The sequence below is a fragment of the Streptomyces melanosporofaciens genome (assembly GCF_900105695.1).
GTDB lineage: Bacteria > Actinomycetota > Actinomycetes > Streptomycetales > Streptomycetaceae > Streptomyces > Streptomyces antimycoticus.
Map to the genome: position 1 here is coordinate 921,349 of NZ_FNST01000002.1, position 24,917 is coordinate 946,265.

Below are 24,917 nucleotides of genomic sequence, written 5' to 3' on the forward strand. Positions count from 1 at the left end.
GGTGCGAACACCACCCTGGGGACGCAGACGCCCCCGGATCGCTCGTTGTGATCCGGGGGCGCGGGGTGCGGCTTCGGTGCCGCTCAGGGGGAGGCCGCTCTTGGGGCGCTCGTTCTGCGGGCGGTCGCTCTTGGGGGCAGCCGCTCTCGCGGAGGTCGCTCTCGGGGCGGTCAGCCGACCATGCCCTCGGCCATCTCCTCGGTGAGGCTGGACTCGGTGCCGGGGATGCCCAGGTCCTGGGCGCGCTTGTCGGCCATGGCCAGCAGCCGGCGGATACGGCCCGCGACGGCGTCCTTGGTCAGCGGCGGGTCGGCGAGGGCGCCCAGCTCCTCCAGGGACGCCTGCTTGTGCTCCATGCGCAGCCGGCCGGCCGCGGCGAGGTGCTCGGGCACCTCGTCGGCCAGGATCTCCAGGGCGCGCTGCACCCGGGCCCCGGCGGCGACGGCGGCGCGGGCAGAGCGGCGCAGATTGGCGTCGTCGAAGTTGGCGAGGCGGTTGGCGGTCGCCCGCACCTCGCGCCGCATCCGCCGCTCCTCCCAGGCGAGGACCGACTCATGTGCCCCCAGCCGCGTCAACAGCGCGCCGATGGCGTCACCGTCCCGGACGACCACCCGGTCCACCCCGCGCACCTCGCGCGCCTTGGCGGCGATCTGCAGCCGGCGGGCGGCGCCGACCAGCGCGAGCGCGGCCTCCGGGCCGGGGCAGGTCACCTCCAAGGAGGACGAGCGGCCGGGCTCGGTGAGCGAGCCATGGGCGAGGAAGGCCCCGCGCCAGGCGGCCTCGGCGTCGCAGGTGGCGCCGGAGACGACCTGCGGCGGCAGTCCGCGGATCGGCCGGCCGCGGCCGTCGACCAGGCCGGTCTGCCGTGCCAGCTGGTCACCGCCCGCCACCACCCGCACCACGTACCTGCTGCCGCGGCGCAGCCCGCCGGGGGCCATCACCACCAGGTCCGAGGAGTGGCCGAAGATCTCCAGGATGTCCTTGCGCACCCTGCGGGCCGCGATCCCGGTGTCCAGCTCCGCCTCGATCACGATGCGCCCGCTCACCAGGTGCAGCCCGCCCGCGAACCGCAGGATCGCCGAGACCTCCGCTTTCCGGCAGCAGGTCCGGGTGACGGGGAGCCGGGAGATTTCGTCCTTCACCGCTGCCGTCATCGCCATGGGCCGATCCTTCCATGCATCCGAAAAATACGGTCGTACGCGGCCGCCAGAAGCTCCGGGTCGTGCTTCGGGGCACCGTCGGTCGCGGCCACCGGCGCCAGCTCGACCGTGCCGCCCAGCCGCTTGGCCGCGTCGCACAGACTGCTCTGGTCGGGGACGGCGGCCTCATCGGCCAGCACCACGTCGAAGGCGAGTTTAGGGGCGTGTCGGGCCAAAACCTCCAAATGACGCTGCGGGGAGAAGCCATCGGTTTCTCCCGGCTGAGGGGCGAGGTTCAGTGAGAGCACCCGCCGGGCCTTGGTCTCGGTGAGGGCCTGGAGCAGATCGGGGACCAGCAGATGCGGGATCACGGAGGAGAACCAGGAGCCGGGCCCCAGCACCACCCAGTCGGCGTCCATGACCGCCTCGACCGCCTCGGGGACGGCCGGCGGATCGTGCGGCACCAGATGGACCGACTGCACCTCGCCGCGGGTCAGCGCCACGGTGGCCTGCCCGGCGACGGTGGAGACCTCGTCCGGGCGCGCCGGGTCATGGCCCCGGACATACGCCTGGAGCTCCAGGGGGACGGCCGACATGGGCAGCACCCGGCCATGGGCGCCCAGCAGCTTGCCGACCAGGTCGAGCGCCTTCACATGGTCGCCCAGCTGCTCCCACAGGGCGACGATCAGCACATTGCCGACCGCGTGGCCGTGCAGCTCGCCCTCGCTGATGAAGCGGTGCTGGATGACCCGCGCCCAGGTCTGGCCCCAGTCGTCGTCGCCGCACAGCGCGGCCAGGGCCTTGCGCAGATCGCCTGGCGGCAGCACGCCCAGCTCGTCGCGGAGCCGTCCGCTGGAGCCTCCGTCGTCGGCCACGGTGACGACGGCGGTGAGGTCGCCGGTGATCCGGCGCAGTGCGGCGAGCGACGCGGACAGGCCCATGCCGCCGCCGAGTGCGACGACCTTGGGCTGCGCGCTCCGGCTGGTCCGTGTTCCGACCAGCCGTCGCAGCCGCTTGGTACGAATGGTCACTCGCGCCCCATGTCCCGGTGGACGATGACGGTCTCCACTCCCTCGGCGGCCAGCCGCGGGGCGAGCCGCTCGGACATCGCCACACTGCGGTGCTTGCCGCCGGTGCAGCCGATGGCGATGGTCACATAGCGCTTGCCCTCGCGGCGGTAGCCCGCGGCGATGAGCTGGAGCAGCTCCGCGTAGCGGTCGAGGAACTCCTTGGCGCCGGGCTGGTTGAAGACATAGCTGGAGACCTCCTCGTTGAGCCCGGTGAAGGGGCGCAGCTCGGGGACCCAGTGCGGATTGGGCAGGAAGCGGCAGTCCACCACCAGATCGGCGTCGACCGGCAACCCGTACTTGTAGCCGAACGACATCACGGTGGCCCGCAGCTCGGGCTCCTCCTCGCCCGCGAACTGGGCGTCCATCTTGGCACGCAGCTCATGCACGTTGAGGCTGGAGGTGTCGATCACCAGGTCGGCGTCGCCGCGCAGCTCGCGCAGCAGATCGCGCTCGGCGGCGATGCCGTCCACGATCCGGCCGTCGCCCTGGAGCGGGTGCGGGCGGCGCACGGACTCGAAGCGGCGCACCAGGGCCTCGTCGGACGCCTCCAGGAACAGCACGCGCCGCTTGACGCTCTTGGCGGCGAGGTCGGCGAGGGACTCGCGGAGGTTGTCGAAGAAGCGGCGGCCGCGGACGTCCACCACCACGGCGATCCGGGCCACATTGCCCTGGGAGCGGGCGCCCAGGTCGACCATGGTGGGGATCAGCGCGGGCGGCAGGTTGTCCACGACGAACCAGCCGAGGTCCTCCAGACATTTGGCGGCGGTGCTGCGGCCCGCGCCCGACATTCCAGAGATGATCACCAGCTCGGGGATGGCCGCCGCCTCGGCGGGCTCGCCCGACGTGCCCGTATTCACCTGCGCTCCGTCTCCATGGTTCTCGTGCTCGGTCATGGTCTGGTCCCCCCGTTCGACGAGGACGCCGCACCGGCTGCCTCGTCCTCAATGATCTCTCCTGTGGCGGTGTTCACGGCGGGCGCGGCCGGGGCGGACCCGGCGAGCGCCGCGGCGACCGTCTCGGCCGTCTTACGGCCGACGCCCGGCACCTCGCAGATCTGCTCGACCGTGGCGGCGCGCAGCCGCTTGACCGAGCCGAAGTGCTTCAGCAGGGCCTGCTTACGGCTGTCACCGAGACCCGGAACGGTGTCCAGCGGCCCGGCCTTCATCGACTTGGCGCGCTTGCTGCGCTGGTAGGTGATGGCGAAGCGGTGGGCCTCGTCGCGGACCCGCTGGAGGAGGTAGAGCCCCTCGCTGCTGCGGGGCAGCACCACCGGGTCCTCCTCGTCCGGCAGCCACACCTCCTCGAGCCGCTTGGCGAGGCCGCAGACGGCGACATCGTCGACGCCGAGCTCGTCCAGGGCCCGCTGAGCGGCGGCCACCTGGGGCTTTCCACCGTCGACCACGACGAGCTGGGGCGGGTAGGCGAACCGCTTCGGCCTGCCCTCCTCGTCGATCGGGCCGGAGGGCCCCTCGGAGGGGCTGTCGGAGGGGCTGTCGAGGGCCTGCCCGGCGGGACCGCCGAGCCCGTGCCCGGCGGGTGCGGTGATGCCGGTGGTCCCTGTGTCCTCGGTGGCCCCGGCGGGCTCCTGGGCCCCGGCGACTCCCGGAGTCACGGTGGCCTCCGGACCCCCACCGGCCCCGGTGCCCTGCTCCTCCCACTCCCCCGTCTTCTGCTTCTCCAGCAGATAGCGCCGGAAGCGGCGGCTGACGACCTCATGCATGGAGCGGACATCGTCCTGCCCGGCGAAGCTCTTGATCTGGAAGCGGCGGTACTCACTCTTACGGGGGAGCCCGTCCTCGAAAACGACCATGGAGGCCACCACGTCATCTCCCTGCAGATGGGAGATGTCGAAGCACTCGACCCGCAGCGGGGCGGTGTCCAGCCCCAGGGCCTCGGCGATCTCCTCCAGCGCCCGGGAGCGCGTGGTGAGGTCGGAGGCGCGCTTGGTCTTGTGCAGCGCGAGCGCCTGCTGGGCGTTGCGCTGGACGGTCTGCATCAGGTCCTTCTTGTCGCCGCGCTGCGGGATGCGCAGATCGACCAGGGAGCCCCGGCGCTCGGTGAGCCACTGGGTGACCGGCTCGGCCGGGTCCGGCACGGCGGGCACCAGGACCTCCTTGGGGACGGCGTCGCCGCGCTCCTCCCCGTAGAGCTGCTGCAGGGCGTGCTCGACCAGCCCGGCGGTGTCGACGGCCTCGACCTTGTCGGTCACCCAGCCGCGCTGCCCGCGCACCCGGCCGCCGCGCACATGGAAGATCTGGACGGCGGCCTCCAGCTCGTCCTCGGCGACCGCTATCAGATCGGCGTCGGTGGCGTCGGCGAGAACCACCGCGTTCTTCTCCATGGCGCGCTTGAGCGCCCCTATGTCGTCGCGGAGCCGGGCCGCCTTCTCGTACTCCATGTCCTCGGCGGCCTCGTGCATCCGCTGCTCCAGGCGGCGCAGATAGGTGCCGGTGCGGCCGGCCATGAAGTCGCAGAACTCCTCGGCGAGTTCGCGGTGCTCCTCGGCGGTGACACGGCCGACACAGGGGGCCGAGCATTTGCCGATATAGCCGAGCAGACAGGGGCGGCCGATCTGGGCGGAGCGCTTGAACACCCCGGCGGAGCAGGTCCGGACGGGGAACACGCGCAGCATCAGGTCGACGGTCTCGCGGATGGCCCAGGCGTGGCCGTAAGGGCCGAAGTAACGCACGCCCTTCTTCTTGGCGCCGCGCATCACCTGGACCCGGGGGAACTCCTCGTTCAGGGTCACGGCGAGGGAGGGGTAGCTCTTGTCGTCGCGGTATTTGACGTTGAACCGGGGGTCGAACTCCTTGATCCAGGAGTACTCGAGCTGCAGGGCCTCGACCTCGGTGGAGACCACGGTCCACTCCACGGCGGCGGCCGTGGTGACCATGGTCCGGGTGCGCGGGTGGAGGTTCGCCAGGTCCTGGAAGTACGACGAGAGCCGCGGGCGCAGGCTCTTCGCCTTTCCTACGTAGATCACCCGGCCGTGCTCATCACGGAACTTGTAGACCCCCGGCGACTCGGGGATCTGTCCCGGCTTGGGGCGGTAGCTGCTCGGGTCGGCCATGGTCACCACCCTACTTGCGGGGAGTGACACATCCGGGCCCTTGGGAGGTGGTCGGCCGAGGTCCAGTGGATTTGGGGATTCCGCGGCCGCTCGGGCGCGCGCCGGGCGCCCGTTCAGGCGTCGGGGCCCGCCCGGGCGTCCGGCTTCGCTCTGGCGTCGGGACCCGTCCAGGCGTCCCGCTCCGCTCAGGCGTCGGGGCCCGCCACGAGCCGTCCGCTCTTGGCGGTGACCGGGACCGACGGCAGCGGCTTCTCCGCGGGCCCCTGGAGGACCTTGCCGGTCCGGGCGTCGAACTGGCTGCCGTGGCAGGGGCAGTTGATCTTGCCGTCCTCGACGCTGTCGACAACGCATCCGGCGTGGGTGCACACCGCGCTGAACGCCGTGAACTCGCCCTTGGCGGGCTGGGCGACCACCACCCGCTGCTCGCGGTAGATCTTGGCGCCGCCGACCGGGACGGCACCGGCCGAGCCGAGCTCGACGGGGGCGGTGGGCGTCGAGGACGCCTTCTGGCCCGAACCGTCCGGGGAGCAGGCCGCCGCCCCGAACCCGGCGGCTCCGGCCAGCGCGGCGCAGCACAGCACGGTTCGGCGGGAGGCGGGCTGGCTGGACATATACGGCTCCTGGAGGTGTGAAGGCCCTCCGACCATACCGGCACAGATCCCTCCGCTCGCCGCCGCCTCCCGGGAAGGACGTAAGCGCTTGCGCAAACGTTTACGTCGGACTGCGGATGCGATACGTTACGTGCCCCCAGGGGCCGGTGGCCCCGATGAATCCGGTGGCCCCAGGAATCCGGTGCCCCGACAACCCGACGACCCTCGACGCGGAGGACCGCAGCGGATGGCAACCATGGTCGACGTCGCCCGGCGTGCCGGGGTGTCCGTGGCCACCGTCTCGCATGTGCTCAACGAGACCCGGCCGGTCCGTCCGGACACCCGTAAGGCCGTGCTGGACGCCATCGACGACCTCGGGTACATCCCCAATACGCTGGCGCGCTCCCTGGTGACCGCGCGCACCCGCTCGATCGGTCTGGCCGTCTCGGCGATCAGCAATCCGTACTTCACCGAGATCCTCCAGGGCGTCGAGTCCAGCGCCCTGGAGCACGGGTACGGGCTGCTGATCGCCGATCCGCATGACGATCCCGAGCATGAGCGCAAGGCCGTCCGGCTGCTCCATGAGCGGCGGGTGGACGGCGTGATCGTCGCCCCGTCGGCCGAGCCCGCCGGACTGCTGGAGTATCTGGCCCGCCGTAAGGTCCCCGCCGTCTTCCTCGACCGGCTGGCGGGCGACGCCCATGATCAGGTGTGCGCCGAGAACACCCGCCCCGTCGAACAGCTGGTCCAGCACCTCGCCGGCCTCGGCCACACCCGTATCGGACTGGTCGCGGGGCTGCCGGGGCTGAGCACCACCACCGAGCGGATCGCGGGCTACCGGGCCGGGCTGGAGCGGCACGGGCTGCCGTTCCGCCCCGGGTTGCTGGCCGAGGGCCACTCCGAGGCACGGGGCGCGGAGGACGCCGTGCACCGGCTGCTGACCTCCCCCGAGCCGCCCACCGCGATCGTCACCGCGAACAACGCGATGACCATCGGTGCGCTGCGCGCCCTGCGGACGGCGGGCCGGAGCGTGCCGGACGATCTCGCGCTGGTCTGCTTCGACGACTTCTCCTGGGCGGATGTCTTCTCCCCCGGGCTCACCGCGATCTCCCAGCCCAGCCGGGAGGTCGGCGCCACCGCCGTCCGGCTGCTGCTCGACCGGCTGGAGAACCCGGGGCGGCCGCCGCGCACCGTCCGGCTGCCCTGCGCCTTCGTCCACCGCACCTCCTGCGGCTGTGTGGCCGAAGCCCCCGACCGACCGCTCGACCGCCCGCTCCCCGGAACCCCCGGACTCGCCGGAAAGGACCCCGTCTCGTGATCGTCGTCGCCGGAGAAGCCCTGATCGACCTCGTGCCCGAGCGCACGTCGAGCGCCGCGGCGGGCGATCGGCTGCCCGCGCTGCGTCCGGCGCGCGGCGGCGGCCCCTACAACACCGCGCTGGCACTGGGGCGGCTCGGCTCGCCCACCGCGTTCTGCTCGCGGGTCTCCACGGACGGCTTCGGGGAGGCGCTGCTGGAGGGGTTGCGGAAGGACGGCGTGGACACCGCGCTGGTGCAGCGCGGCCAGGAGCCCACGACCCTCGCCGTCGCCTCCATCGGGGCCGATGGCTCGGCCGGATACGGCTTCTATGTGCAGGGCACCGCGGATCGGCTCTTCACCCTGCCGCCGTCCCTTCCCGAGGGGGTGAGCGCGCTGTCGCTGGGCACCTGCTCGCTGGTGCTGGAGCCGGGCGCGAGCGCGTATGAGGAGCTGCTGCGGCGCGAGGCCGCGCGCGGTGTCTTCACCACGCTGGACCCCAATATCCGCACCGGTCTGATCCCCGACGCCGACGCCTACCGGGCCCGCTTCCAGGGCTGGCTGCCCCATGTCGGCCTGCTGAAGCTGTCCATAGAGGACGCGCGGTGGCTGGCCGACTCGGAGGACGCGGAGGATGTCGAGACGGCCGTGGGCGAGTGGCTGGCGGCGGGCCCGGCGGCCGTGGTGCTCACCCATGGCGGCCAGGGGCTGAGCGTACGGCGCCAGGACGGCTCGGTGCTCTCGGTGCCGGGCGAGCGGGTGGACATCGTGGACACCATCGGGGCGGGCGACACCGTGAACGCCGCGCTGCTGCACCGGCTGGCGGGCCACCAGGCGCTGTCGGCTCCCGCGCTGGCCAAGCTGGACGAGGCGGCCTGGCGGGATGTGCTGGGGTTCGCCGCCCGCGCCGCCGCGATCACCTGCTCCCGCGCGGGCGCGGAGCCGCCCTACGCCTCCGAGCTGGCCTGACCCCCTCCGGGGCATGCGTACGCCACGCCGCGCCCGGTCGATCCGGGCGCGGCGTGGCGTATGGCAAGCGCGGGCGCGGGGCCGGGGCTACTTCGCGGCCGTCCGCTTGGAGGCGGCCGTGGTCTTGGCCGCCGCCTTCTTGGCCACGGTCTTCTTCGCCGCGGTCTTCTTGGCCGCCGTGCTCTTGGCGGCGGCCTTCTTGACGGGCGCCTTCTTGGCGGCCGTGCCGCCATTGCGCGCGGCGGGCACCGTCGCGTCGCTCACCCAGTCGCCCAGCATGTCGCGCAGGAACTTCCCGGTGTGGCTGGCCGGGACCGAGGCCACTTCCTCCGGGGTGCCCTCGGCGATCACCAGACCGCCGCCGCTGCCGCCCTCGGGGCCCATGTCCACGACCCAGTCGGCCGTCTTGATCACATCGAGGTTGTGCTCGATGACGATCACGGTGTTGCCCTTGTCGACCAGACCGGAGAGCACGCTGATCAGCTTGCTGATGTCCTCGAAGTGCAGACCGGTGGTCGGCTCGTCCAGGACGTACACCGTGCGGCCGGTGGAGCGCTTCTGCAGCTCGCTCGCCAGCTTGACGCGCTGGGCCTCACCGCCGGACAGGGTCGGCGCGGGCTGCCCGAGCCGGACATAGCCCAGCCCGACCTCGTTGAGCGTGCGCAGATGGCGGGCGATGGTGGGCACCGCCTCGAAGAAGTCCAGGGCCTCCTCGATGGGCATGTCCAGCACCTCGGCGATGGACTTGCCCTTGTAGTGCACCTCCAGGGTTTCCCGGTTGTAGCGCGCGCCGTGGCAGACCTCGCACGGCACATACACATCCGGCAGGAAGTTCATCTCGATCTTGATGGTGCCGTCACCGGAGCAGTTCTCGCAGCGGCCGCCCTTGACGTTGAAGGAGAACCGCCCGGGCTGGTACCCGCGGACCTTGGCCTCCATCGTCTCCGCGAACAGCTTGCGCACATGGTCGAAGACGCCGGTGTACGTCGCCGGGTTGGACCGCGGGGTGCGGCCGATGGGCGACTGGTCGACATGGACCACCTTGTCGACGAGATCGTCGCCGGCGACCCGGGTGTGCCGCCCCGGAACCGCCCGCGCGCCGTTCAGCTCGCGGGCCAGATGGGTGTAGAGGATGTCGTTGACCAGCGTGGACTTACCCGATCCGGAGACACCGGTGACGGCGGTGAGCACCCCCAGCGGGAAGGACACGTCGATGTCCTGGAGGTTGTTCTCCCGGGCGCCGTGGACCGTCAGATGCCGCTTGGGGTCCACGGCCCGGCGCGCCGACGGCAGCGGGATGGCCCTCTTACCGGACAGATAGTGGCCGGTCACCGAGTCCTCGTTGACCAGCAGCTCGCTCAGCGGTCCGCTGTGCACCACCTTGCCGCCGTGCTCGCCCGCGCCCGGGCCGATGTCCACCACCCAGTCCGAGGTCTTGATGGTGTCCTCGTCGTGCTCCACGACGATCAGGGTGTTGCCGAGGTCGCGCAGCCGCACCAGCGTCTCGATCAGCCGGTGGTTGTCGCGCTGGTGCAGGCCGATGGACGGCTCGTCCAGCACGTAGAGCACACCGACCAGACCGGAGCCGATCTGGGTGGCCAGCCGGATGCGCTGGGCCTCGCCGCCGGAGAGGGTGCCCGCGGCGCGGTTGAGCGAGAGATAGTCCAGGCCGACGTCGACCAGGAACCTCAGCCGCTCGTTGACCTCCTTGAGGACGCGCTCGGCGATGGTCTTCTCGCGCGGGCTCAGCTCCATGGCGCGCAGGAACTCGGCGCATTCGCTGATCGACATCGCCGAGACATCCGCGATGGACTTGTCCTGCACGGTGACCGCGAGAACGATCGGCTTGAGGCGGGTGCCCTCACAGGTGGGGCAGGGCACCTCGCGCATATAGCCCTCGAACCGCTCCCGGCTGGCGTCGCTCTCCGCCTCCGAGTGGCGCCGCTTCACATAGGGCACCGCGCCCTCGAAGGCCGTGGTGTACGCCCGCTGGCGGCCGTAGCGATTGCGGTAGCGGACCTCGATCTGGGTCCGGTGGCCGTTGAGCAGCGCCTTCTTGGCACGCTGCGGCAGCCCGGCCCAGGGGATGTCCGTACGGAAGCCGAGCGCATCGGCGAGCGCGCCGACCAGCCGCCCGAAGTAGTCCTTGGTGTGGCCGTGGGACCAGGGGTGGATGGCGCCCTCGTCGAGCGACTTCTCCTCGTCCGGGATGATCAGCTCGGGGTCGACCTCCATCCGGGTGCCGATGCCGGTGCAGTCCGGGCAGGCGCCGAAGGGCGAGTTGAAGGAGAAGGTGCGCGGCTCCAGCTCCTCGAAGGACAGGTCGTCGTACGGGCAGTACAGATGCTCGGAGAACATCCGCTCCCGCTGCGGGTCGTCCTCGTCGAGGTCGACGAAGTCGAGGATCACCATGCCGCCGGAGAGGCCGAGCGCGGTCTCCACCGAGTCGGTCAGCCGGCGCTTGGCGCTGTCCTTGACGGTGAGGCGGTCGATGACCACCTCGATGGTGTGCTTCTCCTGCTTCTTCAGCTTCGGCGGGTCGGACAGCTGGATCGTGGCGCCGTCCACCCGGGCGCGGCTGTAGCCCTTGGTCTGGAGATCGGAGAAGAGGTCGACGAACTCCCCCTTGCGCTCGCGCACCAGCGGGGAGAGCACCTGGAAGCGGCTGCCCTCGGGAAGCTCCAGCACCCGGTCCACGATCGCCTGCGGAGACTGGCGGGCGATCGGACGGCCGCACTCGGGGCAGTGCGGCTTGCCGATGCGGGCGAACAGCAGCCGGAGGTAGTCATAGACCTCGGTGATGGTGCCGACCGTCGAGCGCGGATTCCGCGAGGTCGACTTCTGGTCGATCGACACCGCGGGGGACAGACCCTCGATGAAGTCCACATCGGGCTTGTCCATCTGCCCCAGGAACTGGCGGGCGTAGGAGGAGAGCGACTCGACGTAGCGGCGCTGCCCCTCGGCGAAGATCGTGTCGAACGCGAGGGACGACTTGCCCGACCCGGACAGCCCGGTGAAGACGATGAGCGAGTCGCGAGGAAGGTCGAGTGAGACGTTCTTGAGGTTGTGCTCGCGAGCGCCACGAACGATGAGACGGTCGGCCACGCCGGTCGGCACCTTTCTTGAGAGAGACGGGGTGCGCCGAGCCCGCTCGCCGGGGCGGCCCTGCCGGACGGAGCAGAGGCGGAGCGGAGCGAAACCCCCAACCCAGGGTATGGGGGCACGACGACGATGTCTTAAGGATGCAGCACACCGAGCCTATAGCACGCACATTCGATTTGCGGGCGACGGGAGCCGACTTCACCCGATCGTGTGGTGCGGACTACGGTCGGGTCATGACCGACTACGTCAGGGACGCCCTCGCCGTACAGGAGGCGACGGACCGGCTGCTGACCGCCGTCGCCGCTCTCGACGACGCGTCCCTCGTGAGCCCCTCGGAGCTCCCCGGCTGGACCCGCGGCCATGTCCTGGCCCACCTGGCCCGCAACGCGGACGCCCTGGTGAACCTGCTCACCTGGGCCCGGACCGGCCAGGAGACCCCGATGTACGCCGACGCGCAGACGCGCGACGCCGAGATCCTGCGCGACGCCGCCCGGCCGCTCGCCGTCCACCTGGACGACCTGCGTGCCAGCGCGACCCGCTTCGACGCGGCGGTCACCGCACTGCCCCCGGAGCGCCTGCCGTACGAGGTGGCCCTGCGCGGCGGGGTCCGGGAGTCGGCGGCCGGGCTGCCACTGCGCCGCCTCGCCGAGGTCGAGCTGCATCATGTCGATCTCGGTATCGGCTACGCCGTGGCGGATCTGCCCGCCCCCTTCGTCGAGAGCCAGCTCTCCGTGCTCATCCGTACAAGGTTCGCCGGGCGCCCGGATATTCCCCCGCTGCGGCTGGCCACCGGGCCCGGTGAAGGGGACGTCCGGCACACCGGCCGCCCCGCCGCCCCCGGGGAGTCCCCGGTCACCGTCACCGGCTCCCCCGCCGCCCTGCTGGGCTGGCTCACCGGCCGTACGGACGGCACCGGCCTCTCCTGCCCGAACGGCCCCTTGCCCGTCCTCCCCGCACTAGGCTGAGGCCATGACCTACAGCGGAGTAGTGACGGTCGGTGGACCGGCGGACGTGCACGAACTGCCCGATCTGATGATCTCGAAGGTCGCGGTCGGCCCCATGAACAACAACGCGTACCTGCTGCGCTGCCGGGCCACCGACGAGCAGCTCCTGATCGACGCCGCCGCCGAGCCGCACACCCTGCTCTCCCTGATCGGCGAGAGCGGCATCGCCTCCGTCGTCACCACCCACCGCCACCAGGACCACTGGAGCGCGCTGCGCGAGGTGGTGGACGCCACCGGCGCCCGCACCTACGCGGGCCAGTACGACGCCGAGGGCATCCCGGTGCCGACCGATGTGCCGGTCGCGGACGGCGACACGGTGCGGGTCGGCCGGGTCGAGCTGACCGCGCGCCATCTGGTCGGCCACACGCCCGGCAGCATCGCCCTGGTGTACAACGACCCGCACGGCCATGCGCATGTGTTCACCGGCGACTGCCTCTTCCCGGGCGGCGTGGGCAACACATGGAAGGACTCCAAGGCGTTCGAGAGTCTGATCAACGACGTCGAGACCAAGCTCTTCGATCAGCTTTCGGACGAGACCTGGGTCTACCCCGGCCACGGCGACGACACCACGCTCGGCGCCGAGCGCCCGCACCTCGGGGAGTGGCGCGAGCGCGGCTGGTAGCGGCGCCGGCGGTACGCGCGGCTCGTAGCGGCGCGCACACCGCCCCAGAGCGCCGCGCACCTCCGTACGCCCCGTGACCCCCGGCGGGCCATGGCGGTTGTCGCGTCATGCACCATGACCGCTCCCCGTCCATGGCCCGCCTCGCCGCCGCGTCCCTGGCCGGCACCGCGATCGAGTTCTACGACTTCTTCGTCTACGGCACGGCCGCCGCGCTGGTCCTCGGCCCGCTGTTCTTCCCCACCTTCTCGCCGCTGGCCGGCACCCTCGCGGCCTTCGGCACCTTCGCCGTCGGCTTCGTCTCCCGGCCCCTGGGCTCGATGCTCTTCGGGCCCATCGGCGACCGCCACGGGCGCCGGCCGGTGCTCATCGCCTCCCTGCTGCTCACCGGCGTCGCGACCGTGGCCGTGGGCTTCGTCCCGACCTACGACTCGATCGGCATCGCCGCCCCCGTCCTGCTGCTCGTGCTGCGGTTTGCGCAGGGGCTGGGGCTCGGCGGTGAATGGGGCGGTGCGGTGCTGCTGACCGCCGAGCACGCGCCCGCGGAGCGGCGCGGGCTGTGGTCGGGCTTTCCGCAAGTCGGCCCGGCCATCGGCTTTCTGCTGGCCAACGGCACGATGCTGGCCCTGTCGGCCACGCTGAGCGATGCCGAGTTCCGGTCCTGGGGGTGGCGGGTGCCGTTCTGGGGCGCGGGGCTGCTGGCGGGCGCCGGGCTGCTGCTGCGGGCCCAGCTCACCGAGTCCCCGCGGTTCCAGGAGCTGGCCGAGCACGGCGAACGGGCCACCGCGCCGCTGGCCGAGGTGGTGCGCGGCCACTGGCGGCTGGTCCTGCTGACCGCGGGCGGGCTCGCGGTGGGCTATGCCGTCTTCTACGCGGTCACCACCTGGTCCCTGGCGTACGGCACGGAGCGGCTCGGCGTCGCCCGCACCACCCTGCTGGGCTGCATCATGGCGGCCGTGGCGGTCATGGGCGCCCTGACACCGCTGGCGGCCCATCTCGGCGACCGCTTCGGGCGGCGGCCGCTGTGCCTGGTGGGCTGCGTGGCCACCGTGGTGTGGATGTTTCCGCTGGTCGCGCTGTTGTGCACCGGTGAGCCGCCGCTGATGTTCCTCGGCTTCCTGGGCGCGCTGCTCGCCTTCATCACCATGTTCGCCGTGACCTCGGCCTATCTGCCCGAGCTGTTCGAGGCGCGGGTGCGCTGCACGGGAGCGGCGCTCGGCTACAACCTGGCGGGCGTCCTGGGCGGGGCGCTCACGCCGATCGTCGCGACGGCGATGTCCCACGGGGACGGCCCGCCCTGGGGCGTCGCCGCGTACCTGGCCGCCGCCGCACTGCTGAGTCTGGGCTGCTTCGTCCTGCTGCCGGAGACACGGCCGACGGCCGACCGTCCGGATGGTGGACGATCGGCCGTACGGCCTCTGGAGGCCGGGGAGGCGGCTGTGTGAGCCGTCTCCCGGATCCGGGACGCGGACAGTCGCCGCGCGCCTTCTGACGCTGTCGGGCGTGTCAGGGCGGTGACGCCGCGGAAGACACCGTCAGACGTCGACGCTGTCCTTGTCCCGGGCCCGGTCCTCCCCGCTCCCCGCCTCCGCCAGGGCCTGTTTCCTCGAGGCGTAGAGACTGGTGACCGTCGTGACGGCGAGCACCGCGCAGATGACGCCGAGCGAGACGGGGATGCTGATCTCCGGGACATGCACCCCGGCCTCGTGCAGCGCGTGCAGCACCAGCTTGACGCCGATGAAGCCGAGGATGATCGACAGTCCGTACGAGAGGTGGACCAGCTTCTTGAGCAGGCCACCGATGAGGAAGTACAGCTGGCGCAGGCCCATCAGCGCGAAGGCGTTGGCGGTGAAGACGATGTACGGGTCCTGGGTGAGGCCGAAGATCGCGGGTATCGAGTCCAGCGCGAAGAGGACGTCCGTGGTGCCGATCGCCAGCATGACGATCAGCATCGGGGTCATCAGCCGCTTGCCGTTCTCCATGATGAACAGCTTGGTGCCGTGGTACTGGTCGGTGGACGGGAACCGCTTCTCGACCGCCTTGAGCAGCCGGTTCTCCTCGAACTCCTCTTCCTCCTCACCGGCCCGCGCCTCCTGGACGAGCTTCCACGCCGTCCAGATGAGGAAGGCGCCGAAGATGAAGAAGACCCAGGAGAAGGTCGAGACGATCGCGGCGCCGGCGGCGATGAAGACCGCACGCAGCACGAGGGCGATGAGCACGCCCACCATGAGCACACGCTGCTGGTAGATCGTCGGCACGGCGAACTTCGCCATGATCAGGACGAAGACGAAGAGGTTGTCGACACTCAGCGACTTCTCGGTGATGAAGCCCGCGAAGAACTCGCCGGAGGGCTGGCCGCCCGCGAAGACCAGCAGCCCGAGCCCGAAGAGCGCGGCGAGCGCGACCCAGACGGCGGTCCAGATCCCGGCCTCCTTGATGGAGACCTCATGCGGTTTGCGGCCGCCTATGAAGAAGTCGGCGGCGATGAGGGCGCAGAGACCGACGATGGTCAGCCCCCACATGGTCACGGAAACGTCCACAGTTCCTCCGGCATTCGTACGGCAATCTCAGCGTCGTCGCTGCCGGAGGTCTCTTCCGCCCGTGGACCGCGCCACGGACCGGCGCCCCGGGATTCCGTCCGGCCTCCTGGGGCCGGACGAATCCGTGGTGACGGGAACACCGCTACAGGAGTACTCCCCTCCGCGTACACGAGGGTACAGGAATTCCCATGGAAGAGTAAAGAGATGGATAAAAGTGCAGGTCAGTTGCCATATGACGGGCGGGCCCTAGCAGCCTTCAGAGCCTTCGCGGCCCGCCCTGCCTCCCCCAGCACCTGATCCAGCACCCGGCTGCTCCGCGGCACCATCGACGGCTCGTACGTCCACGCATGGCCCACCCAGGGGTCGGCGAGGTGGTCGTCGGCGACCGGGGTGAGCCGCAGCAGCGACCGCCACAGCGGGTCCAGCACCGGGCCGTAGGCCCGCGCGTCCTCACGGTCAGCGACCATCATCAGATGCACGCCCACGGCGGGCCCCTCGTCCGCCAGATAGCGCAGCTGGGTGACAGCCCGGTCGTCGAAACCGTGCGGGAAGTCATGGACGATCAGCAGCTGCTCGGCGGTGTCCAGATCGGGCGGCAGCGCGTCCGTGGCACCGCTGCGGACCGCCATCTGCACCAGGTCCACCCGCCGGGTCAGGGCGGCCAGCACCGAGGAGACCCCCTGGGCTCCGGCCGCCGGCGGCTCGGCCAGCGCGCCCGACCCCACCAGCGGGGCGAACGAGCCCGCGGCCGAACCCGCCGGGTCGATCACCTGCACCGCGATCTCCCCCGCCGGATAGACGGCCAGCAGCCGCGCGGCGATGGCGACCGCCGCGTCCGCGGCCAGCCTGCGCAGCTCACCGGAGTCGGCCGGCCCCTCGTCGAACCCGCCCGAACGCCCCGCGTCGATCCACAGCCCCCGCTCCAGCGGCAGCCGCACCAGCATGGGGATGCGCAGGTCGGTGCGCTCCGGGAGGTGCAGATCGCCCACGCGCAGGGCCATCGGGATCTCCATCGGCACCTGGTACGCCTGCCACACCGGGCTGTCCCAGCGGGCGTAGGCGGGCGGCAGCGCGGGCTCCACCACCTCGGCCTCGGCGGTGAGCTGCGCCAGATCGCGGTCGAGGGCGGCGCGGGCCTGCTCGACGAGGTCGGCGTGCTTGGCGCGCGCGTCGGCGCGGGCGGAGTCGGCGGCCGGGCCCACCCGGGTGCGCGGGTCGGAGAGCACCCGGTCCAGCTCCTGCTCCATCCGGGACTCGGCGAAGTCCACGGCGCTGCGGTAGGCCGCGGTCGTCCGGGCCAGGTCCTCGAACATCCCCCAGACCTGGTTGTAGAGGCGCTCGTCCATGGTCCAGCCGGAGGCGTCTCCCGCGACCGGCCGGGCGGGCTGTCCGGGTGCGGCGGGCGGCGCGGGGGTGGGCGGCGCGGCCGTACGGCGGGCCGGGTGCTCGTAGTTGACCGGCCCTCCGGTGGCGGGCGCGCCCTGCGGCTGCTGCGGCGGGGTCTGCGGCTGGGCGGGGGCCGGGTCGGCGCCTACCGGAGCCGGGTCGGCGCCGCCGCCCGCGGCGGACGTGCGCACCCGGCCGTCGCCCTCGGAGCGTGGCGGGGGCTGGGCGACGGAGCGTGCCATGCCCCGCGCCACCGCCTCGTTGATCCGGGCCGCGAGGTCGGTGGCCTCGGCCAGTCCCTGGTCGTGGAGCATGGCGGCCAGCCCGCCCGCGTACCCCTGGCCGACGGCGCGCACCTTCCAGGCGCCCTGCCTGCGGTAGAGCTCCAGGGCGGTCACCGCGGACTCCGAGTCCAGATCGGTGATGGTGTAGCCGGCGATCTCGGTGCCGTCGAGGCCGGTGACGGCGACGAACGGCGCGGCCATGACGCCGAACCGGGCCGGGCCGCCGACGCCGACCGGCAGCGCGAGCAGCACGGTGACCCGGTGGATGTGGTCGGGCATCGCGTCGAGGTCGACAGCGAGCCGGTGGTCGGCCGCCGCCTGTTTGGGCACCTCTATCCCGGCCAGCTGGGGCGAGGCGGGGTGCGCGACCCATTCGGCGCCGTGCACCGTGCCCCGCTCATCGCCGAGGGTCGCCCCGGCCACGATCGGATTGCCCGCAGAGATCCGGATCTCCAAACGGGTCTGGGGCAGGGGGTGGTTCTGCCCTCGGACCAGCTCGGCCGTCATGGCTGCGTCCCCTCGTTGTATTCCGCTGATGCCGTATGGGTGCGGGTGAGCGCGTCGGCCCGGCGAGCTGTGCTCCACCGGGCCGACGCGCTCATCCGGGCGGTTCGCCTCCGGGCGGATCCGCTGATCGACGTGTCCGCCACTCGTCCGAGCGGCGGTGACAGCCGTTTTACAGATGCGGCACGATGTGCGGCATCAGGTCCTGGAAGGTGCGGCCGTTGGCCGGCTCGCCGACCGCCTTCATCTGCCAGGCGCCGCCCGCGCGCTGGACCGTGGCCATGATCTGGGCGGTGTACTGCCCGCCGCCGGTGAGGGTGTAGCGGGCGAGCTCCTGCCCGTTGGTCTCGTCCACCAGCCGGCAGAACGCATTCTGTACCTCGGCGAAGGTCTGGCCGGTGAAGGAGTTCACCGTGAAGACGATCTGGTCGATGTGGACGGGCACCCGCTGCAGATCGACCAGGATCGCCTCGTCGTCGCCGCCCTGCCCGGCACCGCCCACGAGATTGTCACCGGTGTGGCGGACCGAACCGTCGTCGCTGACCAGGTGGCGGAAGAAGACGACATCGGTCGGCTGCTTGTCGGCGAAGAGGACGGCCGACGCATCGAGGTCGATCTCCCTCGTACGGGAGCCGAACAGTCCGCGGCGGGGCGCCGCCTGCCAGCCCAGCCCCATCCGCACCGCGGTCAGGGCGCCCCCGTCGGCCTTCTGCAGGCTGATGGCCTGTCCCTTGGACATGTTGACCGTCACGCGCTGTCCCTACTCTCGTCTCTCGATTCCCCGTGGCCGCCGCGGGTGTGCGGCCGTGGCCGCGCCGTATGCACGGCCCTCCGAAACCCTATGCACTGCCGCCAGGGCTCCGGCCGGACGAGCGGGCTTTTGTGTCGGTCTTGCAACACAGCGAAGGTGCGGGCGCCCCGGCGAGACCCCGGGGCGCCCGGCCGTCAGGAGACTCCCGCCTCCCTCATCTGCCGCAGCTCCTTCTTCAACTCCGACACCTCGTCGCGCAGTCGCGCCGCCACCTCGAACTGGAGCTCCGCCGCCGCGGCCCGCATGCGGTCGGTCATCTCCTCGATCTGCTCGGCGAGCTCGGCCGCGGGCCGGTCGGTCAGCACCTCTTCCTTGGCCTTGCCCTTGGCGGCCTTGCCGCCCTTGGCCGCCTTACCGCCGGCCGCCGGCACGGGGGTCTTCGCGTCCTTGCCGTCCTTCAGCTTGCGGTAGCCGGTGCCGAGCAGCTGCTCGGTGTCGACGTCCTCGCGGGCGATCTGGGCCACGATGTCGTTGATCTTCTTGCGCAGCGGCTGCGGATCGATCTTGTTCGCCTTGTTGTATGCGATCTGCTTCTCGCGGCGGCGGTTGGTCTCGTCGATGGCCTTCTCCATCGCCGGGGTGACCTTGTCGGCGTACATATGCACCTGGCCCGACACGTTACGAGCGGCACGGCCGATGGTCTGGATCAGCGAGGTGCCCGAGCGCAGGAAGCCCTCCTTGTCGGCGTCGAGGATGGCGACCAGGGAGACCTCCGGAAGGTCGAGACCCTCCCGCAGCAGGTTGATGCCGACCAGCACGTCGAACTCACCGGCGCGCAGCTCGCGCAGCAGCTCGACCCGGCGCAGGGTGTCCACATCGCTGTGCAGATAGCGCACCTGGATGCCGAGCTCGAGCATGTAGTCGGTCAGGTCCTCGGCCATCTTCTTGGTGAGGGTGGTGACCAGGACGCGCTCGTCCTTTTCGGTGCGGGTGCGGATCTCATGGATGAGATCGTCGATCTGGCCCTCGGTCGGCTTGACGACGACCTCGGGGTCGATCAGGCCGGTCGGGCGGATGATCTGCTCCACGAAGCCATCGCCCCGGGAGAGCTCGAACGGGCCCGGGGTCGCGGAGAGATAGACCGTCTGGCCGACGCGCTTCAGGAACTCCTCCCACTTCAGCGGGCGGTTGTCGAGCGCGGAGGGCAGCCGGAAGCCGTGCTCGATCAGGGTCCGCTTACGGGAGGCGTCGCCCTCGTACATCGCGCCGATCTGCGGCACCGTGACATGCGACTCGTCGATGACCAGGAGGAAGTCCTCCGGGAAGTAGTCCAGCAGGGTGTGCGGCGGGGAGCCGGTCTCACGGCCGTCGATGTGCAGCGAGTAGTTCTCGATGCCCGAGCAGGTGCCGATCTGGCGCATCATCTCGATGTCGTAGGTGGTGCGCATCCGCAGCCGCTGGGCCTCCAGCAGCTTGCCCTGCTTCTCCAGCCGGGTCAGGGTCTCCGTGAGCTCGGCCTCGATCCCGGCGATGGCCTTCTCCATGCGCTCGGGCCCGGCCACATAGTGGCTGGCCGGGAAGACATACAGCTCCCGGTCCTCGCTGATCACCTCACCGGTGAGCGGGTGGAGCGTGGAGAGCGCCTCGATCTCGTCGCCGAACATCTCGATGCGGACCGCGAGCTCCTCGTAGACCGGGAAGATCTCGATGGTGTCGCCACGGACCCGGAAGGTGCCCCGGGTGAACGCCATGTCATTGCGGGCGTACTGAATGTCGACAAAGCGACGCAGCAGCTGATCGCGGTCGATCTCCTCGCCGACCTTCAGCGGCACCATGCGGTCCACGTACTCCTGCGGCGTACCGAGGCCGTAGATGCAGGAGACGGATGCCACCACGACCACGTCACGCCGGGTGAGCAGCGAATTCGTAGCCGAGTGGCGCAGCCGCTCCACCTCCTCGTTGATCGAGGAGTCCTTCTCGATATAGGTGTCCGACTGCGGGACGTACGCCTCGGGCTGGTAGTAGTCGTAGTACGAGACGAAGTACTCGACCGCGTTGTTCGGCAGCAGCTCGCGGAACTCATTGGCGAGCTGGGCGGCCAGCGTCTTGTTCGGAGCCATGACCAGCGTGGGCCGCTGGAGCTTCTCGATCATCCAGGCGGTGGTCGCCGACTTACCGGTGCCGGTCGCGCCGAGCAGCACGACATCCTTCTCACCAGCGCGGACGCGCCGATCGAGGTCGGCGATGGCGGTGGGCTGGTCACCGCTGGGCTGATAGGAGCTGACGACCTCGAAGGGCGCCACCTTGCGTTCGAGCTGAGTTACGGGCCGCATGAGACCAACCGTACGACTCGCCACTGACAACGGCGGGGCGTTCCCGTGTGCGGCCCGCCCCCGGCCCTCCGGCCGGATTCAGACGATCATGCGCATGATGTCGCCCGTGGCACGAATTTTCCGTCCATCCGATACCTATCCTCAGCTACCGCGCATCTGGGACCCTCTGCCCGTCCATGAGTCGGACAAGAGTCAGACGACGCGAGGAGTCCGTATGCAGATCCGCCCGGCCGCCGCGTTAACCGGCGCGCTCATCGGGATGTCAGCGCTCTTCCTCCCCACGGCCACGGCGACCGCCCAGCCCGTCGGCCAGACGCACCACCACACGGTCACCGTGGCCCATCGCGGTGCCTCCGCCTACGCCCCCGAGAACACCCTGGCCGCCGTCGACGCCGCCGACGACCTGGGCATCGACTGGGTCGAGAACGACGTCCAGCGCACCAGGGACGGCGAGCTGATCGTGATGCACGACACCACGCTGAGCCGGACCACCGACGTCGAGCAGGTGTTCCCGGACCGGGCGCCCTGGAACATCTCCGACTTCACCCTCGACGAGATCGAGAAGCTGGACGCCGGAAGCTGGTTCGGCACCGAGTTCCAAGGCGAGACGGTGCCGACCCTGGAGGAGTACATGGACCGGGTTTCGGACAATCACCAAAAGCTCCTGATGGAGCTCAAGGCTCCTGAGCGCTATCCCGGGATCGAACGCCAGACGCTGCGGGAGCTGCGCAGAGAGGGCTGGCTGGACCATCGGCACAAGCGCCGGCTGATCATCCAGAGCTTCAGCGCCGACTCCGTGCGGACGGTCCACGAGCTGCGGCCGGACGTCAAGACCGGCTTCCTCGGCACCCCGGCCGTCGCCGACCTGCCGGAGTACGCCGAGTTCTCCGACCAGATCAACCCCAGCTACACCACCATCGACGCCGGCTATGTGGCCGCGGTGCGGTCGGTGGACGGGGCGCACGGCAAGCCGCTGGAGGTCTACACCTGGACCGTGAACGACGGCCCGTCGGCGGTCTCGGTCGCGGGCATGGGTGTGAACGGCATCATCACCAACAAGCCCGATGTGGTCCGGGACGCCCTCGACGACGCCTCGTGACCCACGGCTCCTGAACGAGGCGCCCCGCCGGCCGACCGGCGGGGCGCTGTCGGTGGTGGGTTCTACGCTGAGGGCGTGACGATCGCGGAGCGGCAGACACAGCGGGACCCGCACGAGGGGCCCGAGCGGCGGGACGCGCGCGCCTGGGCCTGGGCGGTCCCGGCCACGCCCATCGGCCCGCTGCTGCTCGCGGCCACGGACGAGGGGCTGGTCCAGGTGGTCTTCCACGCGGCGGAGAAGACGGCGGCCGAGGCCGTCGCCAGGCTCACCCGCCGCCTGGGCACCGAGCCCACGCCCGTGCCCTCCCCGGCCTCCGGCACCGCGGCCGCCCCGGCGGCGCCTCGCTGCGCCGAGCATCTCGCCGAGGCGATCCGGCAGGTGGAGAGCTATTTCGCCGAGGACACCAAGGCCTTCACCCTCTCCCTGGACTGGTCCCTGACCACCGGCTTCAACCGCCGGGTGCTGCGCGAGCTGGCCGCCCATGTTCCCTACGGCACGGTCGTCGGCTATCAGGACCTCGCCGACCGGGTGGGCGAGCCGGGCGCGGCCCGCGCCGTCGGCGTGGCCATGGGGAGCAATCCGCTGCCGGTCGTGGTGCCCTGCCACCGAGTGGTCGAGAGCGGCGGGGGCATCGGCGGCTTCGGCGGCGGGCTGGAGACCAAGCGCTCCCTGCTCGCACTGGAAGGCGTTCTTCCGCAACCGCTCTTCTGAATCGTTCTTCCCGGCCGGGACGGAAATATCTTGTTCCGGAATTCCTCGGCTGTCTTGTGGCGCTTGCCTATCACCCCTATCTTAGGAGCGCCCATCGCCCTGGCATTCCGTCACCTGCCGGACATGGGGCTCTCATTGCGTTCGGCCGTACGAACCGTACCGCGCGATAACGCTCTTCCCCGCTCTTCTGCTCTTCTGCTCTTCAGCTCTTCAGCTCTTGCGCTCTTCCTCGTGCCATCGATCTTCCGCTCCACCCGCTCCTGCGGTTCCCCCTGCCCTACCCGCACGCCCTGTTCTTCCCGCTCCTCGGAAATTCACCGCTCAACTACGTCCCCACAAGTGATCGAATTGGAGAGCCATGTCCGGTGTTCTGCTCGCGGGCGGCGCGGCCGCGGCGCTATTCGCCTCGGCCCTTTCCACCCAAGGTGTTTCCTCGGCTCCTGACGCGCCGCCGGAAAAGATCCAGATAAGCGTCAAGACGGTGAACGGCTCGGGCTGCCCCAAGGGCACCACCGCCGTGGCCACCGCCGCCGACAACTCGGCCTTCACCGTGACCTACAGCGACTACCTCGCCCAGGTGGGCCCCGACGCGGATCCGACCGACATCCGTAAGAACTGCCAGCTCAGCCTGGGCGTGCATGTGCCACAGGGATTCACGTACGCCATCGCCCAGGTCGACTACCGGGGTTATGGCTACCTCGAAAAGGGCGCCAAGGGCACCGAGAAGGCGAGCTACTACTTCCAGGGCTCGGCGGACACCGCGTCACGGACCCATGATTTCAGCGGTCCGTACAACGACAACTGGCAGACCACCGACAGCACCGACTACAGCGCCCTGGTGTGGGCCCCCTGCGGCCAGGACCGCAACTTCAACGTCAACACCGAGCTGCGGGTCAGCGCCGGCACCTCCTCCTCGGGCAGCACCAGCTTCATGGCCATGGACTCGACCGACGGCGGCGTCAGCACCATTTACCACCTCGCCTGGAAGGAATGCCCCTCCGCCGTCCAGTAGCACGGTAAATCCACCATCGAATGGAGAATCATGCCCGGTGTTCTGTACGCAGGCGGCGTGGTCGCGGCGTTATTCGCCTCGACGCTCACTTCCCAGGCATATGCGCAACCCCCGTTCGACACCGTGCCACCCGACAAGATCGTGATCACGGTCGCCACCGTGAATGGATCGGGCTGCCCGGCGGGCACCGCGGCGATCGCCGTCTCCCCCGACAACACCGCCTTCACCGTGACCTACAGCGAGTATCTCGCCCAGGTGGGCAAGGGAGCCAAGCCGACGGACTTCAGGAAGAACTGTCAGCTCAGTCTGGTCACGCATGTACCACAGGGCTTCTCCTACGCCATCGCCAGTGTCGACTACCGTGGCTTCGCCCATCTGGAAAAGGGCGCGTCCGCCACGCAGAAAGCCTCGTACTACTTCCAGGGGCAGTCGCAGACCTCGTCCAACACGCATGAGTTCGCCGGTTCCTACGACGACAACTGGCAGGTCACCGACACGGCCGATATCGCGACCGTGGTGTGGTCGCCCTGCGGTGAACTCCGCAACTTCAACATCAACACCGAGTTGCGGGCCAACGCCGGAACGTCCGACACCAAGGAAACGACCAGCTTCATCGCGATGGACTCGACCGACGGCGATGTGAGCACCACCTATCACTTCGCCTGGAAGGAATGTCCGCCGGACAAGAAGTGACCTTCCGCGCACCACTCCGGACATGATGTCCTGCGCACCGCCCCGAGACGTACCCGGTTACGGCTCGGGGCGGTGCCAGGCCGGATGCCGGGGGTCGTCCATCCGCACCACCACATCCGCCGCCTCGCCGGGCCCCACCTCGTCCTCGTAGCGCGCGAAGGCCGGCAGGGTCCAGTGGTCGTCCTCCTGCGTGCGGCGGGCGAGGGCGGCCGGGGACAGCCGAAGATGCACCGACAGATCGAACGGGAACCAGTGCCCCAGCAGCAGCGCGCCGTGCAGCAGCAGCACCCCGCCCCGCGGAAGTTCGGCGTACGGGCTGCGCGTGGCCCGGTCGGTCACCGGATCCCACAGGTCGGGCAGCACCCGCCCGGTGCCGCCCGCCCCCGGGTCCAGCGGATCGAAGACCTCGCGCCACAGGGCACCGGTGTCCAGCCAGCGGTCGTAGTACGCATCGGGGTCCCGCTTCCCGTACTCGTAGCGCAGCGAGGCGGGCCGCCAGAACCCCGCCGACCCGACCACCAGCACCGGACGCCCCCGGATCCGCAGCGCCTCCGACAGATCCCGCGCCAGCTCGGCGGTGGGCGCCGCCGGAGCCCCGTCGACGGCCACTCTCAGCCAGGGGCCGCCGTCCGCCGCCGTCAGCCCGGCGATGCGGTCGGCGGTCGCGTCGGTCAGCCGTTCCCAGGTGATCGCTTCGAGCCGCACGCCCCCCATCATGCCGTGGGCTCCCCGGCCCGGGCCGCGG

20 protein-coding genes are annotated in these 24,917 nt (G+C 70.7%); 9 read left to right on the forward strand and 11 right to left on the reverse strand.

Annotation, left to right across the window (positions count from 1 at the left end):
• Window positions 1-170: 170 nt before the first annotated feature.
• The 5 genes from whiA to BLV72_RS06750 all read right to left on the reverse strand — a co-directional run bounded on the left by whiA (window position 171) and on the right by BLV72_RS06750 (window position 5,890).
• Window positions 171-1,160, reverse strand: coding sequence for a DNA-binding protein WhiA (gene whiA / locus BLV72_RS06730; protein ID WP_059144929.1), 990 nt, complete (start codon window positions 1,158-1,160; stop codon window positions 171-173).
• A complete protein-coding gene (locus BLV72_RS06735; RefSeq protein ID WP_059144930.1) occupies window positions 1,151-2,170 on the reverse strand; it encodes a gluconeogenesis factor YvcK family protein in 1,020 nt (339 codons plus the stop codon). Before BLV72_RS06735 ends, whiA begins: the two co-directional genes overlap by 10 nt.
• Complete coding sequence (rapZ, locus tag BLV72_RS06740; protein WP_059144931.1) at window positions 2,167-3,102, reverse strand: RNase adapter RapZ; 936 nt, start codon at window positions 3,100-3,102, stop codon at window positions 2,167-2,169. The genes BLV72_RS06735 and rapZ overlap by 4 nt, the downstream gene beginning before the upstream one ends.
• The gene (gene uvrC, locus BLV72_RS06745; RefSeq protein ID WP_093470214.1) at window positions 3,099-5,279 is read right to left on the reverse strand and encodes an excinuclease ABC subunit UvrC; all 2,181 of its coding nucleotides are present in this window, start codon (window positions 5,277-5,279) and stop codon (window positions 3,099-3,101) included. Before uvrC ends, rapZ begins: the two co-directional genes overlap by 4 nt.
• 185 nt (window positions 5,280-5,464) lie before the next feature.
• Entirely contained in the window at window positions 5,465-5,890 is a 426-nt protein-coding gene (locus BLV72_RS06750; RefSeq protein WP_093460920.1) for a Rieske (2Fe-2S) protein, read from the reverse strand.
• A 226-nt stretch (window positions 5,891-6,116) separates the two neighbouring features.
• Between BLV72_RS06750 and BLV72_RS06755 the strand changes: the two genes are divergently transcribed.
• Both BLV72_RS06755 and BLV72_RS06760 read left to right on the forward strand, forming a co-directional pair.
• Window positions 6,117-7,187, forward strand: coding sequence for a LacI family DNA-binding transcriptional regulator (locus BLV72_RS06755; RefSeq protein ID WP_093460921.1), 1,071 nt, complete (start codon window positions 6,117-6,119; stop codon window positions 7,185-7,187).
• Window positions 7,184-8,134 (forward strand): carbohydrate kinase family protein, encoded by a 951-nt coding sequence (locus BLV72_RS06760; protein WP_093460923.1) that lies wholly within the window; start codon window positions 7,184-7,186, stop codon window positions 8,132-8,134. Before BLV72_RS06755 ends, BLV72_RS06760 begins: the two co-directional genes overlap by 4 nt.
• A gap of 87 nt (window positions 8,135-8,221) precedes the next feature.
• Here the strand turns inward: BLV72_RS06760 and uvrA are convergent, their stop codons facing one another.
• Window positions 8,222-11,239, reverse strand: coding sequence for an excinuclease ABC subunit UvrA (gene uvrA / locus BLV72_RS06765; RefSeq protein WP_093460924.1), 3,018 nt, complete (start codon window positions 11,237-11,239; stop codon window positions 8,222-8,224).
• A gap of 230 nt (window positions 11,240-11,469) precedes the next feature.
• Between uvrA and BLV72_RS06770 the strand changes: the two genes are divergently transcribed.
• The 3 genes from BLV72_RS06770 to BLV72_RS06780 all read left to right on the forward strand — a co-directional run bounded on the left by BLV72_RS06770 (window position 11,470) and on the right by BLV72_RS06780 (window position 14,304).
• Window positions 11,470-12,201 (forward strand): maleylpyruvate isomerase family mycothiol-dependent enzyme, encoded by a 732-nt coding sequence (locus BLV72_RS06770; RefSeq protein WP_167746323.1) that lies wholly within the window; start codon window positions 11,470-11,472, stop codon window positions 12,199-12,201.
• 4 nt (window positions 12,202-12,205) lie between these two features.
• Window positions 12,206-12,862, forward strand: a complete 657-nt coding sequence (locus tag BLV72_RS06775) for an MBL fold metallo-hydrolase (RefSeq protein ID WP_093460927.1) — start codon at window positions 12,206-12,208, stop codon at window positions 12,860-12,862.
• A gap of 131 nt (window positions 12,863-12,993) precedes the next feature.
• Window positions 12,994-14,304: an MFS transporter gene (locus BLV72_RS06780; RefSeq protein WP_093460928.1), complete on the forward strand. Its 1,311-nt coding sequence runs from the start codon at window positions 12,994-12,996 to the stop codon at window positions 14,302-14,304.
• A 90-nt stretch (window positions 14,305-14,394) separates the two neighbouring features.
• Here the strand turns inward: BLV72_RS06780 and BLV72_RS06785 are convergent, their stop codons facing one another.
• The 4 genes from BLV72_RS06785 to uvrB all read right to left on the reverse strand — a co-directional run bounded on the left by BLV72_RS06785 (window position 14,395) and on the right by uvrB (window position 20,657).
• The gene (locus BLV72_RS06785) at window positions 14,395-15,399 is read right to left on the reverse strand and encodes a TerC family protein (RefSeq protein WP_093460929.1); all 1,005 of its coding nucleotides are present in this window, start codon (window positions 15,397-15,399) and stop codon (window positions 14,395-14,397) included.
• A 221-nt stretch (window positions 15,400-15,620) separates the two neighbouring features.
• A complete protein-coding gene (locus BLV72_RS06790; RefSeq protein WP_093460931.1) occupies window positions 15,621-17,576 on the reverse strand; it encodes a TerD family protein in 1,956 nt (651 codons plus the stop codon).
• Window positions 17,577-17,745: 169 nt separating this feature from the next.
• Complete coding sequence (locus BLV72_RS06795; protein WP_014059893.1) at window positions 17,746-18,324, reverse strand: TerD family protein; 579 nt, start codon at window positions 18,322-18,324, stop codon at window positions 17,746-17,748.
• Between the two features lie 194 nt (window positions 18,325-18,518).
• Window positions 18,519-20,657 carry an excinuclease ABC subunit UvrB gene (gene uvrB / locus BLV72_RS06800; protein ID WP_093460933.1) on the reverse strand — a complete coding sequence of 713 codons (2,139 nt, stop codon included), beginning with the start codon at window positions 20,655-20,657 and terminating at the stop codon, window positions 18,519-18,521.
• A 214-nt stretch (window positions 20,658-20,871) separates the two neighbouring features.
• On the opposite strand from uvrB, the gene BLV72_RS06805 reads away from it, so the two are divergent.
• The 4 genes from BLV72_RS06805 to BLV72_RS06820 all read left to right on the forward strand — a co-directional run bounded on the left by BLV72_RS06805 (window position 20,872) and on the right by BLV72_RS06820 (window position 24,172).
• Window positions 20,872-21,756, forward strand: a complete 885-nt coding sequence (locus BLV72_RS06805; RefSeq protein WP_093460934.1) for a glycerophosphodiester phosphodiesterase — start codon at window positions 20,872-20,874, stop codon at window positions 21,754-21,756.
• 75 nt (window positions 21,757-21,831) lie between these two features.
• Complete coding sequence (locus BLV72_RS06810) at window positions 21,832-22,467, forward strand: methylated-DNA--[protein]-cysteine S-methyltransferase (protein ID WP_093460936.1); 636 nt, start codon at window positions 21,832-21,834, stop codon at window positions 22,465-22,467.
• Between the two features lie 358 nt (window positions 22,468-22,825).
• Window positions 22,826-23,479, forward strand: a complete 654-nt coding sequence (locus BLV72_RS06815; protein WP_093460938.1) for a DUF4360 domain-containing protein — start codon at window positions 22,826-22,828, stop codon at window positions 23,477-23,479.
• A 30-nt stretch (window positions 23,480-23,509) separates the two neighbouring features.
• Window positions 23,510-24,172, forward strand: a complete 663-nt coding sequence (locus tag BLV72_RS06820) for a DUF4360 domain-containing protein (RefSeq protein WP_093460940.1) — start codon at window positions 23,510-23,512, stop codon at window positions 24,170-24,172.
• A gap of 57 nt (window positions 24,173-24,229) precedes the next feature.
• Here the strand turns inward: BLV72_RS06820 and BLV72_RS06825 are convergent, their stop codons facing one another.
• Window positions 24,230-24,877: a nucleoside/nucleotide kinase family protein gene (locus BLV72_RS06825; RefSeq protein ID WP_093470215.1), complete on the reverse strand. Its 648-nt coding sequence runs from the start codon at window positions 24,875-24,877 to the stop codon at window positions 24,230-24,232.
• Between the last annotated feature and the right edge of the window lie 40 nt (window positions 24,878-24,917).

Excerpts from the sequence above, each read along its gene's own strand:
- BLV72_RS06805 (WP_093460934.1), top strand. The coding sequence starts at position 20,872 with ATGCAGATCCGCCCGGCCGCCGCGTTAACCGGCGCGCTCATCGGGATG.
- BLV72_RS06755 (WP_093460921.1), top strand. The coding sequence starts at position 6,117 with ATGGCAACCATGGTCGACGTCGCCCGGCGTGCCGGGGTGTCCGTGGCC.
- BLV72_RS06815 (WP_093460938.1), top strand. The coding sequence starts at position 22,826 with ATGTCCGGTGTTCTGCTCGCGGGCGGCGCGGCCGCGGCGCTATTCGCC.
- rapZ (WP_059144931.1), bottom strand. The coding sequence starts at position 3,102 with ATGACCGAGCACGAGAACCATGGAGACGGAGCGCAGGTGAATACGGGC.
- whiA (WP_059144929.1), bottom strand. The coding sequence starts at position 1,160 with ATGGCGATGACGGCAGCGGTGAAGGACGAAATCTCCCGGCTCCCCGTC.
- uvrB (WP_093460933.1), bottom strand. The coding sequence starts at position 20,657 with ATGCGGCCCGTAACTCAGCTCGAACGCAAGGTGGCGCCCTTCGAGGTC.
- BLV72_RS06750 (WP_093460920.1), bottom strand. The coding sequence starts at position 5,890 with ATGTCCAGCCAGCCCGCCTCCCGCCGAACCGTGCTGTGCTGCGCCGCG.
- BLV72_RS06770 (WP_167746323.1), top strand. The coding sequence starts at position 11,470 with ATGACCGACTACGTCAGGGACGCCCTCGCCGTACAGGAGGCGACGGAC.
- BLV72_RS06820 (WP_093460940.1), top strand. The coding sequence starts at position 23,510 with ATGCCCGGTGTTCTGTACGCAGGCGGCGTGGTCGCGGCGTTATTCGCC.
- BLV72_RS06790 (WP_093460931.1), bottom strand. The coding sequence starts at position 17,576 with ATGACGGCCGAGCTGGTCCGAGGGCAGAACCACCCCCTGCCCCAGACC.
- BLV72_RS06780 (WP_093460928.1), top strand. The coding sequence starts at position 12,994 with ATGGCCCGCCTCGCCGCCGCGTCCCTGGCCGGCACCGCGATCGAGTTC.
- BLV72_RS06775 (WP_093460927.1), top strand. The coding sequence starts at position 12,206 with ATGACCTACAGCGGAGTAGTGACGGTCGGTGGACCGGCGGACGTGCAC.
- uvrC (WP_093470214.1), bottom strand. The coding sequence starts at position 5,279 with ATGGCCGACCCGAGCAGCTACCGCCCCAAGCCGGGACAGATCCCCGAG.